Origin of the sequence: Aquibacillus salsiterrae, from assembly GCF_028416595.1 — a bacterium.
Taxonomy (GTDB): Bacteria; Bacillota; Bacilli; order Bacillales; family Amphibacillaceae; genus Aquibacillus_A; species Aquibacillus_A salsiterrae.
The window spans coordinates 87,683-103,149 of the sequence record NZ_JAMQKC010000001.1; the positions used below are offsets into that span (position 1 = coordinate 87,683).

Annotated in this window: 17 protein-coding genes; all 17 read right to left on the reverse strand. The window is 37.1% G+C overall.

Annotated elements, in window-relative coordinates:
* Positions 1-3 precede the first annotated feature (3 nt).
* Positions 4-1,053, reverse strand: a complete 1,050-nt coding sequence (locus tag NC799_RS00465; RefSeq protein ID WP_272444354.1) for an NAD(P)H-dependent glycerol-3-phosphate dehydrogenase — start codon at positions 1,051-1,053, stop codon at positions 4-6.
* A 13-nt stretch (positions 1,054-1,066) separates the two neighbouring features.
* Positions 1,067-2,377: a ribosome biogenesis GTPase Der gene (der, locus tag NC799_RS00470; RefSeq protein WP_272444355.1), complete on the reverse strand. Its 1,311-nt coding sequence runs from the start codon at positions 2,375-2,377 to the stop codon at positions 1,067-1,069.
* Positions 2,378-2,477: 100 nt separating this feature from the next.
* Positions 2,478-2,663 carry a capping complex subunit for YIEGIA gene (locus NC799_RS00475; RefSeq protein WP_272444356.1) on the reverse strand — a complete coding sequence of 62 codons (186 nt, stop codon included), beginning with the start codon at positions 2,661-2,663 and terminating at the stop codon, positions 2,478-2,480.
* Entirely contained in the window at positions 2,660-3,556 is an 897-nt protein-coding gene (locus tag NC799_RS00480; protein ID WP_272444357.1) for a YIEGIA family protein, read from the reverse strand. Before NC799_RS00480 ends, NC799_RS00475 begins: the two co-directional genes overlap by 4 nt.
* A complete protein-coding gene (locus NC799_RS00485; protein ID WP_272444358.1) occupies positions 3,549-4,157 on the reverse strand; it encodes a YphA family membrane protein in 609 nt (202 codons plus the stop codon). The genes NC799_RS00480 and NC799_RS00485 overlap by 8 nt, the downstream gene beginning before the upstream one ends.
* Positions 4,158-4,389: 232 nt before the next feature.
* Positions 4,390-5,529, reverse strand: coding sequence for a 30S ribosomal protein S1 (gene rpsA / locus NC799_RS00490; protein ID WP_272444359.1), 1,140 nt, complete (start codon positions 5,527-5,529; stop codon positions 4,390-4,392).
* A gap of 104 nt (positions 5,530-5,633) precedes the next feature.
* The gene (locus tag NC799_RS00495) at positions 5,634-6,215 is read right to left on the reverse strand and encodes a lysophospholipid acyltransferase family protein (protein ID WP_272444360.1); all 582 of its coding nucleotides are present in this window, start codon (positions 6,213-6,215) and stop codon (positions 5,634-5,636) included.
* Between the two features lie 3 nt (positions 6,216-6,218).
* Entirely contained in the window at positions 6,219-6,899 is a 681-nt protein-coding gene (gene cmk, locus NC799_RS00500; protein ID WP_272444361.1) for a (d)CMP kinase, read from the reverse strand.
* A 30-nt stretch (positions 6,900-6,929) separates the two neighbouring features.
* Positions 6,930-7,136: a DUF5359 family protein gene (locus NC799_RS00505; RefSeq protein ID WP_272444362.1), complete on the reverse strand. Its 207-nt coding sequence runs from the start codon at positions 7,134-7,136 to the stop codon at positions 6,930-6,932.
* A 65-nt stretch (positions 7,137-7,201) separates the two neighbouring features.
* Complete coding sequence (locus NC799_RS00510; protein WP_272444363.1) at positions 7,202-7,855, reverse strand: flagellar brake protein; 654 nt, start codon at positions 7,853-7,855, stop codon at positions 7,202-7,204.
* Positions 7,856-8,024: 169 nt separating this feature from the next.
* Positions 8,025-9,368 (reverse strand): germination protein YpeB, encoded by a 1,344-nt coding sequence (gene ypeB / locus NC799_RS00515; protein ID WP_272444364.1) that lies wholly within the window; start codon positions 9,366-9,368, stop codon positions 8,025-8,027.
* A gap of 15 nt (positions 9,369-9,383) precedes the next feature.
* Positions 9,384-10,184, reverse strand: a complete 801-nt coding sequence (gene sleB, locus NC799_RS00520) for a spore cortex-lytic enzyme (protein ID WP_417006658.1) — start codon at positions 10,182-10,184, stop codon at positions 9,384-9,386.
* A gap of 308 nt (positions 10,185-10,492) precedes the next feature.
* Complete coding sequence (gene prsW, locus NC799_RS00525) at positions 10,493-11,191, reverse strand: glutamic-type intramembrane protease PrsW (RefSeq protein ID WP_272444366.1); 699 nt, start codon at positions 11,189-11,191, stop codon at positions 10,493-10,495.
* Between the two features lie 118 nt (positions 11,192-11,309).
* Positions 11,310-12,293 carry a YpdA family putative bacillithiol disulfide reductase gene (locus NC799_RS00530; protein ID WP_272444367.1) on the reverse strand — a complete coding sequence of 328 codons (984 nt, stop codon included), beginning with the start codon at positions 12,291-12,293 and terminating at the stop codon, positions 11,310-11,312.
* A gap of 188 nt (positions 12,294-12,481) precedes the next feature.
* Positions 12,482-13,762 carry a Glu/Leu/Phe/Val family dehydrogenase gene (locus NC799_RS00535; RefSeq protein WP_272444368.1) on the reverse strand — a complete coding sequence of 427 codons (1,281 nt, stop codon included), beginning with the start codon at positions 13,760-13,762 and terminating at the stop codon, positions 12,482-12,484.
* A 253-nt stretch (positions 13,763-14,015) separates the two neighbouring features.
* Positions 14,016-14,603, reverse strand: coding sequence for a genetic competence negative regulator (locus tag NC799_RS00540; protein WP_272444369.1), 588 nt, complete (start codon positions 14,601-14,603; stop codon positions 14,016-14,018).
* An 80-nt stretch (positions 14,604-14,683) separates the two neighbouring features.
* Positions 14,684-15,448 carry a metallophosphoesterase gene (locus NC799_RS00545; RefSeq protein ID WP_272444370.1) on the reverse strand — a complete coding sequence of 255 codons (765 nt, stop codon included), beginning with the start codon at positions 15,446-15,448 and terminating at the stop codon, positions 14,684-14,686.
* Between the last annotated feature and the right edge of the window lie 19 nt (positions 15,449-15,467).

Consider the following 15,467-nt stretch of genomic DNA (forward strand, 5'->3'; position numbering starts at 1 on the left):
CGTTCATTCTGATTGAGTAGAATATCGATTACTTAGGATAGAGGAAAGGTCCTCCATCTCATGTCTGCGCAATCTAGTCATCAGTTGGTCGACGACAGCTTTTGGCTTTTCATCTTCAAAAAGAATCTGATATAACCCTTGGGTGATTGGCATTTCAATGTTTTGTTTCCTTGATAACTCATAAGCTGCTCTTGTAGTCCTTACCCCTTCAACAACCATTCCCATTTTATCTAATACTTCCGCTAAGTCATGTCCCTTACCTAACAAATTACCAGCCTTCCAATTTCTACTATGGATACTTGTACAAGTAACAATCAAGTCCCCTACCCCTGATAATCCGATAAAGGTCAGGGGATTTGCTCCCATTGATGAACCTAACCTTGCAATTTCAGCTAGGCCTCGCGTCATTAGAGCAGCCTTCGCATTGTCCCCATAGCCTAGTCCGTCAGAAATACCAGCGCCTAGGGCAATAATATTTTTTAGTGCACCGCCAAGTTCGACACCTATCATGTCTGGACTTGTATAAACGCGAAAGTTCTCATTGATAAACAAATCTTGAACTTTTTCAGCTTCTTTCAAATTTGTCGAAGAGGCGGTTACGGTCGTCGGATGGCGTTGACTCACCTCTTCTGCGTGACTTGGACCCGATAAAACAACAATCTTATTGTATAAATCGTTTGATAGCTCTTCAGCCATCATTTCTGATACACGCTTCAATGTACCTGGTTCAATACCCTTTGTTCCATGTATCATCGTTACTTTATGGTCTAGCACTTTATTTAAAGAAGAACATACTTCTCGTATTGCTTTAGTTGGTACGACAACGAGGACTGTCGAAACATCTTTAACCGCTTCATCCAACTGATAATAAGCAACGATTTTTTCAGGCAGGTGTACACCTGGTAAATATTTTTCGTTTTGACGGCGTTGATTCATTTCATTTGCATGATCTTGTTTGTGGGTCCATAGGCGAACATCATGGTCATTATCTGCTAGCACCATCGCTAAAGCAGTTCCCCAACTTCCTGCTCCCAATACAGCCACTTTCTCCACTACTTCCCCTCCTTTAGCTCCTCTGTCTTGCATATATCTTGATTGGTGTTCCTTCAAAGCCAAATGCATCACGAATTCGGTTTTCTAAAAACCTTTCGTAAGTGAAATGCATTAACTCTGGGTCATTAACAAACACAACGAAGGTTGGAGGTTTAATTGCTACTTGAGTCGCATAAAGTATCTTTAAGCGTTGGCCTTTTACCGTTGGTGTCGGGTTCATCGCAAGAGCATCCATAATAACGTCGTTTAATACGTTTGTTTCTACACGTTTTGAATGGTTTTCACTTGCTTCCATCACTTTTGGTATCAGTGTATGAATTCGTTTTTTTGTTTTTGCTGATAAAAATACAATCGGCGCATAATCTAAAAACTGAAAATGGGCTCTGATCTTGTCTTCAAATTCTTTTATTGCCTTCTCATGTGATTCAATGGTATCCCATTTATTTACGACGATAACAACAGCTTTTCCAGCTTCATGCGCATACCCAGCAATCTTCTTATCCTGTTCGATTATTCCGGTATCTGCATCAATCAAAGTCAAAACAACATCAGATCGCTCAATTGCCCGGAGTGCACGTAAGATGCTATATTTCTCAGTTGATTCATAGATTTTACCGCGTTTTCTCATCCCTGCCGTATCAATAATAACAAAATCCTGATCGTCTTTCGTAAAAGGGGTGTCAATGGCATCTCTTGTCGTACCTGCAATATCACTCACAATGACTCGCTCTTGATTCAAAAGTGCATTGACTAAAGAGGATTTTCCAACGTTAGGTCTACCAATTAAGCTAAAATAAATCGTATCGTCTTCGGGTTCTTCTTGAACAACTTCCGGAAAATAACTAACTACTGCATCTAACAAATCCCCTAACCCCAAGCCATGTGTCCCAGAAATCGGATAAGGTTCACCAAAGCCTAAGGAATAAAATTCATAAACATCTTCTCGCATTTCAGGATTGTCCACTTTATTGACAGCAAGAACGACAGGTTTATTTGATTTATAAAGAATTTTAGCTACTTCTTCGTCTGCTGCTGTAATTCCTTCCCTACCATTTACCATAAATATGATTACATCGGCTTCATCAATTGCGACGGCCGCTTGTTCTCGCATCTGCACAAGTAAAGGTTCGTCCCCGAGTTCAATTCCACCTGTGTCAATAACATTGAATGTGTTTGTTAACCATTCTGCTTGCGAATAAATTCGATCACGGGTGACTCCGGGCACATCCTCGACAATTGATATTCGCTCTCCTGCTAACCGGTTAAAGATCGTTGATTTCCCTACATTCGGTCTGCCAACGATTGCTACTACTGATTTTCTCACGAAAGGTACATCCTTTCCATTTTACAAATTTCATTGCTTCTTAACTTGTATATTTTAGCAAATACGTTAATTTTAAACAATACAGAGTAATTTCTCTCACTTAATGTTTGACAATAATATATAGCTCATCACTTAATGCGTGACTGATTCCATCCAATATTGCTTCTAAATTTGCCGCGACATTGTCCATTTCCTCTTTTGTCTCACACAAAAAGATTGGCGCACCGCCATCAATTTTGCTCTTATTTGTTGTTATGACAGAAAGGACAGCTTTTTCTATATTCATTTACTTGGACTCTCCTTTTTCCTTGCTTTTGACTCTGATGGCATCCGAATAGCATTTTCTAATACCGGTACAGCACCAATCACACGCTTTGCTCGTTCAACGTCTGGGTCTTGCGGAAGGATAAAGACACCAATTCTTCCATCATCTAAATCACGCTTAATCAACGGAACTAATGCGGGCGTTCCTGAGTCACGGAACACACCCATTGAAACCGATACATCGTGTAATATAGCCTGCCTTTGTCCTAAGTTTGCTATCGTTGTCCTTACATCAGCATTCTTGGGTGTTATGATAAACCCCATACCATATTTTAAAATTTCTTTCTGTCTAGCAGGTAAACCAATATTCATTATATAAATCGTGTCAACATACAGTCCTGCACCATCAAAATGAATGTCACTTTGTTCAATATCAACAATATCTTTTAATGTTGAACCACTCATGAATTTCCGTATGATTAGATAACAAATGATAGTAGCTATGATAGCAACCCAAACATTCCATACAAGGTAACAAAGAGTACTAATTAATGAAGTGAAAATAACTAAGTAGTTCCTTCCTTCAAATGCGACAGCAATTCCTTCTATGTACGTTTTCCCACGTGGTACAAGCTCAAAACTATCAAGCTCAGATAACGTGTTTCTTTCCATATTTCTAACCTCTCTAAACTGTGAGGCAGCTATTGTTAGGAAAGTCACCGCTGTAAATTCTTTTTCCATAATAGCTGGTACTGCTACCGAACCAAGTCCTGCAGCAATAAAACCTAACGCTATGTGTATGACCTTTCCATGCAAATAGGTTGGATACTGTCGGTAATCTGTTTTAAGCATGACAAACCTTGCTATAGTTCCAACAATTACACCGAATAAGATAGGGTATGTATATTCATTCATGGGTCCACCTCTTCTTTTGTTTTTCCACTAGTTGTAAAAACATGTCCATACGTAATCTTAATTCGACAATTCCTCGGATCACTACCAATAATCCGAACCCTATGAAAACCAAATCAAGAAAGGCTAATTCGCCAATTTCAGGGGAAAATCCGTAGCTCCTTAAGATTAAACCGTGAAGAATTTCACCTGTCGATATACCCATACACCAAATAATTCCACGCTCAATATAGTTTTTCGTTAAAATCATGACAACAAGGATACCAATAACTGGTATGATAATCTCTCGAGGTAAAAACATCCACACAGGGCTTACCTGTTCCCAAAAAAGGATGCCCACATAGCCAAACAATACGCACAACGCACGAATAGTACTAAGCAACCAACCTTTTTCTTTTGCTAAAAATAATAAGGAACAAAAAGTTAAGCTAATGATCGATAGATTAATTTTTAAATCATCGCTATAAACAAGCCACTGGTTGCTTGAAATAATAGTAATTAAAACGGAACAACCCAAAAAAGTTCGAAGCACACTTTTATCCATTAAAAATGTAGCAATAACCCAAAACATCCAACCTGTCCAATAAAACAATAAACCACTCATAGCTAACACCTACCTGTAAACTATTATGGCATTCTTTTATTGTGTCTAAACCCCTTTTCTAATGTTTCCTATCCTCTCATTACAAATAGCAGGTGATGATTGACCCGCGGGGCTAGGGAGCAGAGTAGACAGCTCTTGGGTCTTTTTATACTTTCTTATCTTGTAAAAAAAGGCTTGGATAGAATATCATTTCTACCCAAGCCTTTGAATAAAGGTACTAAAAAGATTCCAATTATTTATATTTGTCTAGCTTGTTTCCAATCATATCACCTAATTGGAAACCGGAGTGGTCTTCTTCTTTTTCATATTGTTTTATTTCTTCTTGATTTTGGTCCATCTCGATTTCTTTTATACTTAACGAAACCCTTTTATCTTTTTCATTAATGTCTAACACCTTAACGGTAACTGTTTGGCCAACTTGTAAAACTTCCTGTGGAGTTCCAATATGCTCCGTCGAAATTTGTGAGATGTGTACGAGACCTTCCACGCCAGGTAATATCTCAACAAATGCACCGAAATTCACTAATCGTTTCACTGTTCCTTCAACAATGGAACCCACTTGGACATTTTCGCCTATCTTTTCCCATGGTCCCTTTTGCGTAGCTTTTAAAGAGAGTGAAATTCGCTCATTGTCCCGGTCAACTGCTAATACTTTTACTTTAATTACTTGTCCTTCCTCGACAACATCTGAAGCCTTTTCGACATGTTGGTGTGATAATTGTGAAATGTGAACAAGGCCATCAATTCCACCAAGGTCGACAAACACACCAAAGTTTGTAATTCGTTGGACTTTACCCTCGATCGTTTGTCCTTCTTCGATTGATTGAATAATCTCTTGTTTTTTAACTGCTTCATTTGCTTCTAATACTGCTCGGTGTGATAAAATTACACGATTTTGTTCACGGTCTAATTCGACTACCTTTAATGTTAACGTTTTATTCTTATAATCTGCAAAATCTTCTACATAATGGCTTTCAACGAGAGATGCAGGAATAAAACCTCTAAGGCCAACATCAACTACAAGTCCGCCCTTTACTACATCTTGAACTTCTGCTTCAAACACTTCGCCATTTTCATATTTTTGTTGCAAATTCTGCCAAGCTTGTTCAGCATCAACTAATCGTTTAGATAAAATAACCTCTTCATCTTCTACTTTCTTGACTTGAAGGGTTAGTTCATCTCCTTCTGAAACAACATCACTTGCTTTCTCAATACGAAGACTAGATAACTCACTAATCGGAACAATCGCATCTACTTTATACCCAATATCAACGAGTACTTGTTTGTCCTCGACCTTAACCACTTTCCCTGTTACTTGATCACCAACAGATAGTTCCTTAAATTCTGAAATTTCCTTGTTCATTTCTTCCATCACATAGACCTCCTTAAATTCCAACACAGTTAGCTAATGATATTTGTCCTTTTGTCTAAGTCTAACTTCTAACATTTATTGTTTTTTGTCAAGCTAACACGTAATTATTTATGATTTTCGAGCAATTTTTTTATTTCATGCATGATTATGTCAGTTACTTCTTGTGCTGACGCTTTTCTTTCTCTTAACTCATCCATTTCTATTGGTTTTCCGTAAACAACTTTGAGTTGGCCAAACTTCCGGTAGGGGCCAACAATAGCACATGGGATAATCACCGCTTCAGATCGAAGAGCAAAAAAACCTGCTCCAGATAAACCTTCACCAATTTCACCCGTTTTACTTCGGGTACCTTCCGGAAAAAGCCCTAACGTATTCCCATCCTTTAGGATTGCTAACGCTTGTCTTAGTGCATTCCTGTCTTTCATCCCTCGTTTTATTGGAAATGCATGAACCCCCCGCAAAATCCCACCTACCAATTTATTGGAAAATAATTCCTCTTTGGCCATAAAATAAATATCTCTTGGACAAGTAATCCCGACAATTGGGGGATCTAAATTGGATATATGATTAGAACAAATAATTACTGGTCCTGATTTAGGTACATTATTTTCCCCGATTACCTTCACACGATAAATTGGTGACAGTAAAATCGTACAGAGTGCCTTACCAATTTTGTAAAGACTCATTTTTCATTCTCCTTTTGCCTGCTCTACAATATTTAAGATAATGGTTACTACTTCATTAATTGATAGTGAGGTAGTATCAAGTTCGATAGCATCATCTGCTTTTACTAGTGGTGCAGCTTCTCGTTCTGAATCTAGTTTATCTCTCTGTTCAATTTCTTGTTTTAATTGTTCTAGATTAGAACGAATCCCGTATTCAAGATTTTCCTTCTGTCTCCGTAATGCTCTTTCCTCAACAGACGCGATGAGAAATATTTTCACTTCCGCATCCGGAATCACATGTGTACCAATATCCCTTCCATCCATAACGACACCACGTTTCGCTGCCAGATCTTTTTGTCTTTTTACCATCTGTTTACGAACGTTAGGATGCTTAGCAACGTAAGAGACTGAATTTGTAACACGTTTTGTTCTGATTGCTGCAGTAATTTCTTGATTGTTCCAAAAAACTTTTTGACCGTCTTCCCCTTGCTGCAATTCGATTGTCGATTGGTTTAAAAGATTGCATAGTTCATCTTCATTATCTAGATCAATCTGGTTATTCAATGCCATGTACGTTAACGACCGGTACATAGCTCCTGTATCTATGTATAAATAGGATAATGCACTTGCTGTTTTTTTCGCTACTGTACTCTTTCCTGCTGCGGCTGGTCCATCTATCGCTATTGCAATTTTTTTGTCAGACATTATAAAACAATTCCTCTCATTCTTTCTCTGTTAAAAGGATAACACATTGTTAAAGAGGTAGTCTAAGGTTTTTATATGATTTGAGTCATAATCCTTAAACACCCCGAGATATTGATAAACTGGTTCTACATATAGCTTGATATCCGTTTGATTGATAAGTACTTGAAAAATAATTAGTAATAATAAATGTGAACATAGGGCAGCAATAATTATCCGTTCTACTCTTTTCATGTCCATCTACCTTTTTTTCCTTATCTTCCCTTATGGAGGCACTATCTATTCACCTTATATCGTCATTAAACCTAAATAAGTCGTCTTCTTCCTTTTAATTGCCTTTCAAAACAATACTTAATGATCATTTGGCGATCCTTATCATTTATTTCGACAAATTTCAGTGTAAGAATGTCATTTAATTTGTCTTTACGACTACGCACACGTATAATTTCAGCTGTTGCATAAACATACTCATTTGAACCCGATTCTAAAGGCAAGACCATCCAAACATCAATCAGCTTTCTAGGAATAAACTGACCTTTGTCTTGAACAAAGATGGATACACCTCCGCCACTTATATCTTGAGAAATAGTGGTAAACGGCTCTATGCTTTGGTCAGGGTCATCAATCGCAACGTCAATTGACGTGGTGATTCGTACGTATTCCCTTCGTTGGATTCTAACTAATTCGTTTGCTGGATATTCTAAAACTAATGTTGGGATCGTGATAACTTTTTTATCCAGTATTCTAGTAGCGAAGAGATAGATAGAATGATCCTGTCCAACAAATCGGGCATGAAATTCAGTATCCGTAGTGAAGATACCCGTTCTTCCTGAATTCTCATTAATCGGATAATCTACATAAATTAGATTATCTTCTTGTTCCACGACTTTACAGCGGAATCGTTCCAAGCCATTTTCCTTTTTCAATTCTAACATCAACTGTGTACCTATTTTAATCAATACCGTTGCCTCTTTTCCCCCATTTAGTCGGCTTTTATAATGATTTTATCGCAAATAATGGAAAAAGTGCAAGCGCCTTGTAGTGGCAGATTCTAGGGTGTAACCCACGCTGTTGAAATTGCTGTATTTTTTTGTCTTATAAAAAAAAGGGAAAGGTTAAACCCTTTCCCTACATTTCATTATTAAATCTATCTTCGCCTATTTTAAGCTTTTCTACTTGGACTTCTACGCCAGTATTGGCATTAATGAATATGCGGTACGTATCGTCTCCTAGTGTACCGAGAAACTCATAGGCTAATACTTCTTCCCCAAGTTTGTCTTCAATAACTGCTATGGACTCTTCTTGAATCTTAACGTTTGGATTTACCTTGTCTCTTGCTTCTTCTTTAGTCAATGCCGGCTTTTCGAAATTTCTTTCTTGATGATTTTTTAAATATTCTCTTGTTGATAAGCCGAGAATCTCCCCGTTATCTAAAGCCACTTTTATCTGAATGGAATCTGGATATACCCGAATATCGTCTTGTTTGTATAAGAAGCTATAAACTCCAACATTATCATACTGGCTACTTTGAAACAGGACCATATTGTTTATATCAAGACCCTTTAAGTATTTCGTTGCCTTTTCCATACCCTCATACAAACTAATCGTTGGCTCTTTTACTTCTCGGTTGACCATTAAAGATAATGGATATCCTCCCTTAACAGAAATATCGACATACCCTGATTTCTCATTGGTTTGGTAAGAGCCACTATAGAATGGAACAGTTGCACCATCCCCAGACTTTGTCAACGAAATTTCTGTTTGGTCATCTAATTCAAAAAATTTCCGCGCTTGTTTTCGTGCTTTATCTTCAGAAATCTCATCCCCTTGCAAATTCCGATAATCGTGATTCTCCTTTGACATTCCTGTAAACGTAGGACCAAAATCCCCCTCTTCGTAGCCACCAACTGTTTTTTCTACTGTTTTAAACCCATCAATAATCGTATTATCTGCTGGCTCATCATCGCTAGCTAGCGCAAGTTGGACATCCATCCAACGAAGGTTATTCTTTAAAACCATGTTTTGTACATTTCTCAACTCTTTTTCAATCTCTCCAGACTTCTTGTACAGCTCTTTAAGCGTATTGACTTCCTCGTCTGACAATGGTTCATTTTCTAAGTCTCTAACTGCTGTTCGATAACTGAACTTTCCAATGTTTGATAAAAATTCTTCTGTTTTATTGAACGGCAATAGTGTTAACGGTAATTGACCTACATCACCTTGCGCTTGAGAAGTTAACCTCCATATTTCAATTAGTTGTGGAGATAGTTGTTCTTTTGTGTTCATTGCTAACGTTGTCCCTATCTTATCGTGCAACAAGTCCATATAATAGGATAAATCATGAAAGGAGCGCTGATAGTTATTCTCTGCTTGAATTAAAACAGCATTTTTTTCTTGATTTTCTTGGTATCCCCATATCCCTACTCCGATTAATCCTATCGAAAGTACTACAATCGCAATCCATCTTATCATCGCTAGTCCACCTTTCTACATAGAGAATATGTGTTTACCAATCCGTTTAATTTGCGGCCTACTCCAAATCCACTTAGAAGTTGCTGTATCTGGATTAAAATAGTAAATGGCACCACCGGTAGGGTCCCAGCCATTAAGAGCATCTAACACAGCTCTTCTTGCAGAATCATCTGGTGTTAGCCATATTTGTCCATCGGCAACAGCTGTAAATGCCCTTGGTTCAAAAATGACTCCGGAAACCGTATTTGGGAAAGTCGGGCTTTCCACTCGATTTAGGATAACAGCAGCAACTGCCACTTTGCCTTCATATGGTTCTCCTCTGGCTTCACCATAAACTGCGTTAGACATAAGTTTTATGTCATTTTGAGAAAAACCAGCAGGCACATTTACCGCTGTCGGTTGTGGTGGGGTAGTTGTTTGATTGTCGCCTTGTCGGTTATTTGTTTCGGAATTTCCTGTTTGCTCTGTCTGGTTTTCAGTCGGCGTACCCCCGTAGTAAGTAAATTTGTTTCCAGCATTTAACTGATTTTGAACGTATTGTTTATCGTACTTACTAGCTTTCACCAATTTTTGTTTTGTGGTTGGTCCTGCTAAGCCATCTACTTCCATACCAAATTCATATTGGAAATTTCTAAGCGCCCAATAAGTACCCCATCCGAAGACACCGTCAATCTTTCCATTATAAAACCCTAAGTACTGTAATCTTGCTTGCAACTCAATTACATCCTGTCCAGTTGCACCTTGTTGAATCACCTGTTGACTAAAAGCCTTAACTGGTGTTGTAGAGTTGGTAGCTGTTACACCACCTACTGTCATAATTGCTACCACAAATAATAGCAACATTTTTTTTATGTTCATAAGTAATCCTCCTATGAGCAAAAGTTCCATTTTATTTGTAGTTATTTTTCTATTTAATCTAATTTTTATTCATCATGGCAGAAAATCTGAAACTTGCCATTTAATGGGTTTTATTTGTGAGGTAAGGAGCTTTGCTTGAAACGTAAGAAAAGCGCCCGGAGCTAGACAGCTCTAAAAAAAGACACTTGGCATTATAAATCCAAGTGTCTTTTTGCTATTAGTCCTAATTAGGTGTGCAGCATGTTCTTTGTAGGCAGCTGATTCATTTACTCCATTTTTTGAAAACTTTTTTCCGGGAAATAGACAAGCTGGTCATGTTTCAATTGATTGGCTAATTTTACTTTTCTTAATCCATTGATCCAAAGCCCTATCATAAAAGGAATTAAAATATATAACCAATTACTTGTTATTGTTGCTAAAATAAAATCATAAGCACCATGTAGTATAGCAGGAATTATTAAGGCTATAAAAATAGTAATCATCATCTTTTTCGTGCGACGCTCAAATTTTGCTTTCCCCATATAATACCCCATTATAACGCCAAAAAGTGCGTGAGAAGATACCGGAAAAAGCGCTCTTGCAAATGCAAATTCAATTCCATTGGCAATTAAATAAAGAAGATTTTCGACTGTTGCAAACCCTAAGCTTACCGACACGCCATAAATGATTCCATCATAGACCGAATGAAACTTTGTATATTTATAAACTGTATATAAAAAGACAAACCACTTAAAAAATTCTTCTAGTAAACCAATCAAAACAAACGACCTAATAAATGGCATTTGCCCAATTCCTTCTTCTTCAAAGGCATATTGAATAAACATAATTGGAAATACGAGAATTGCTCCATAAAGAAATGTTCTAACGACTGATGATATTGGTTCTTCATTAAACTCATCTTTTAAATAAAAAAAAGTCATTAATGCCAGTGTCGGTGCTATAGCTGCAGATAATAGCGTCAACAATGTCGACACCTTCTTTCATTACTCTAATAACTCCATCGTACCATGAAGCATTAGTGATGAAAATAACAAATTCTGTAATTTGCATTTTTGTTGCAGAATAACACCTATTCATGAGTATTCAGATTTGTTTTTCTTTTCTCTTAATATCTTGAGCGATTTTCCCACCATGAAAGCGACCGTTTTCGATGAAAATCTCATTGTTATCATAACCCGCAGCCACAACACCAGCGATATAAATACCTGGCACATTTGATTCCATTGTTTCTTCGCTAAAGGATGGCCGTCCTGATCCATTTTCAATTGTTATGCCCATGTTAACTAGGAATTTCTGATCAGGTTGGTACCCTGTCATCGCAAACACAAAATCATTTTTAATCCTCATTGATTGACCACCTACTTGGTAGATCACCTCAGTTTCAGTGATTTCTTGGACTGTTGCATTGAATTCCATCTTAACGATTTCTTTTCGCACCAATGACTCAAATTCAGGTAATATCCATGGTTTTATGCTACCGGAATATTCAGAACCTCGATAGAGAACAGTAATTCTAGCCCCAGCCTTATGTAACTCTAATGCTGCATCCACAGAAGAATTCTTACCACCAATAACGACAACATCTTTATCGTAATAAGGGTGTGCCTCTTTAAAATAATGCATCACCTTATCCAGTTGCTCACCCTTAACACCCATCATATTTGGTTGGTCATAGTAACCAGTTGCTACGACCACGTTACCCGCAACATATTCTTTTCGATTATTTCTTTTATGAGTCACAACCAAAAAATCGTCGCCATATTTCTCTACCTTATCAACTTTTTCATAACTATTTATTCTTAAGTCCAACCGTTCGGCAACCGTTCGATAGTATGCTAGTGCTTGATTTCTAACAGGCTTTTTCTTTTCGGTAATAAATGCCACCTCACCGATTTCTAGCTTGTCACTAGAACTAAAAAAAGTTTGGTGAGTTGGGTAATGATAGATGGAGTTAACCACATTCCCTTTTTCTATAAGCAATGGCTTGATTCCTAGTTTTTGTAATTCAATGGCCACTGACATACCACAAGGGCCTGCACCAATAATGATAGTATGTTCCTTCTGCATGTCTTACACCCCTTATTTGTTTGGATAACTTTTGACCTAACATATTAACTATAAGTTAAAGGACTTTGTTATTCCAATCAAATACTCCCAAATTTTTCATTTCGTTTGTGTGGTATCCATTTTTGACACAAAAAAAGTACTCATTAATAACATTAACAAGTACTTTTTAAGACAATATATAATTGTATTTAAATCCAACCTCTAAATCGAGCTGCTTCTGCCATTTTCCTGACACCAACCATATAAGCCGCTAGTCGCATATCTATCCTTCTAGTCACAGCTGTTTGATAAACGTTATTAAAACCCTTTGTCATCACTTTATATAATTTTTCTTCAATCTCTTCCTCAGACCAATAATACCCTTGATTATTTTGCACCCATTCGAAGTAAGAAACGGTTACACCACCAGCGGAAGCAAGTACGTCGGGTACTAACAAAATACCCCGATCAGATAAAATTTTCGTTGCTTCTAGCGTTGTTGGGCCATTGGCAGCTTCTACGATGATGGATGCACGTATGTTTTTTGCATTTTTTTCTGTAATTTGATTCTCAACGGCAGCAGGTACAAGAATATCACACTCTAATTCCAACAACTCTTCATTTGTAATCGTTTGATCAAATAACTTAGTTACAGTCCCAAAGCTGTCCCTACGATCCAATAAATAATCAATATCAAGACCGTCTGGATCATGTAATCCCCCATAAGCATCAGAAATACCAATTACTTTAGCCCCTGCATCATGTAAAAATTTAGCTAAGAAGCTACCCGCATTTCCAAAACCTTGAATCACGACTTTCGTATCCTCTAGTTTTAAATTTTTTGTCTTAATTGCTTCATTAATACAGATCGTTACCCCTTTAGCTGTTGCTGATTCTCGACCGTGCGAACCACCTAAGACAATTGGTTTACCTGTAATAAATCCTGGGTTATTAAATTCATCAATTCGACTATATTCATCCATCATCCATGCCATAATTTGTGGATTAGTAAAGACATCTGGTGCAGGTATGTCTTTTGTTGGACCTACAATTTGACTTATCGCCCTTACATATCCTCGACTCAACCCCTCGAGTTCTCTAAATGACATTTCTCTTGGGTCACAAACAATACCACCTTTTCCTCCCCCATAAGGAAGATCAACTATCCCTGCTTTTAAACTCATCCAAATCGATAGAGCTTTCACTTCTTTTTCCGTTACCGCCGGATGAAAACGGACTCCACCTTTCGTTGGTCCAACTGCATCGTTATGTTGAGCACGGTAGCCAGTAAAAATTTTAATGGAATCGTCATCCATTCTAACTGGAATTCGGACAGTCATCATTCGAATTGGTTCTTTTAAGAGCTCAAACACCTCTTCAGGGTAACCCAGTTTTTCCAAGGCCAACTGTACTATGGTCTGAGTTGATTTTAATACATCTAAATTATCGTTTTGTTCATTTGGATTTTCTGACTGTTTATCGGCTACCATGAATCATTTACCTCCCACGCAAATCATACAAACTTATGTTATTTACCATATATCCTTCTATATCCTTATGTAAACCTTTTATCTTTGGTTATTTCAAACAATAGTATACACGTTACATACTATTATGCAATAATTTACCATAAAAATCATTAGAAAAGCGTAGGCGCCGGAGCTAGACAGCTCTTTGATCTTTTTATACTTTCTTATCTGTTTAAATAAGGAGATTGGTTTTTATTTACCAACCTCCATTAGATTATGCTTTAAAATAGTTAACAACTTGTTCAATTGCATTATTCTCCATAATACGTTTCCCATACTCTTTTAGTCTATAGGAAGTAATTATACTTGCAGACGAAAACTCGGAAAGAATAGCAATTATATGCTCACGGTTTCTTCCTTCAACTAATTGGTCATTCAATTGCATATAGTAACAGTTTTCCATATGATATATTGCGCCCCCATTCACACCAATATCATGCAAGTGTGAACAGACTTGGATTATATTTTCAAAGTTGTCGAAAGCGAAGATTAGTTCTCTACTCTCATCTAGTGTCACTTTCATTTCTACGTATTCGTCATCATAATCTTCATCGTCCGTATAATTATTTTGCGTAACAATTATAAGCATACCTTGTGCTTGCATGATTTGTACTTGAACTAGTAGGGATCCCTCTAGTTCAAACCCTAATTCATCACTTGCTTCATACATCATGTCATGAAATAGTTGATGAACCCTAGGTAAATCATGCCATAAATCTTCCTTCGTTAATCCCCTCTCAATTAAATCATCAAATGTTAGAAAAATCCGAAACTGATTAATAGAAAGCCTTTCTAATCTCAAATGAGTTCCCCCCTATTCCCTTTATCATAACTAGCTTATGATAAACTAAAAATCATCGTCCGAAAGCCTATGTTGAATGATTACTTTAACCTCAAAATATGACATTCGGCGTTTGTTCCAAGACGCAAGGGCAATTTCGTATATCCATACCCCTCACTGATGAAAATAGGTGTTTTTCGAACAAATTTCAATCCGCCCTTCTCATATGGACCGAAGCCAAAAAACCTAATTTGTCCACCATGCGTATGTCCACTTAAAACCAAATGGATATGTTCGATCTCCTTATCAGAGAAACGATTAAATGCACGTGGGTCATGAGTTAATAAGATATTATATGCATCTTCTGTTGCCTGTAACCAGCTAAAGTCATACTTGGGCTTGCCTTTTTTATAATAATCAAGGCCAATAAGATTAAAGTGTTTATTATTTACTTGAAAGGAAAACACCTGATTCTTTAATATATATACACCTTCATTGTACAACATTCGTTTAAAGGCTTGGATATTTGTTTCATAATCGTTATTTCCCCAAATAAAATAAATTGGAGCTTGTAATTGTTTTAACCGCTTAATGTTTTCACGAGCATTTGCTAATGGCACTCCGCTTTCAAGCAAGTCACCACCAATGACGACAAAATCGATATCAAGAGGAACGAGGTCTAATGTCTTTTGGTTAATCACTCGTCTATGAATATCAGAAATAAAAAATAAGTTAACTAACTTTTGATTTGATTTCCCTTCAATAAATATGGGCCGATCATCAAGTACATCATGGTGTGCTTTATATAGCATATAGAAAAACAAACTAGTTAAACTACATAAAACGACTATTATAGTAACTATCATAATTCTCCTTTACTGCTTT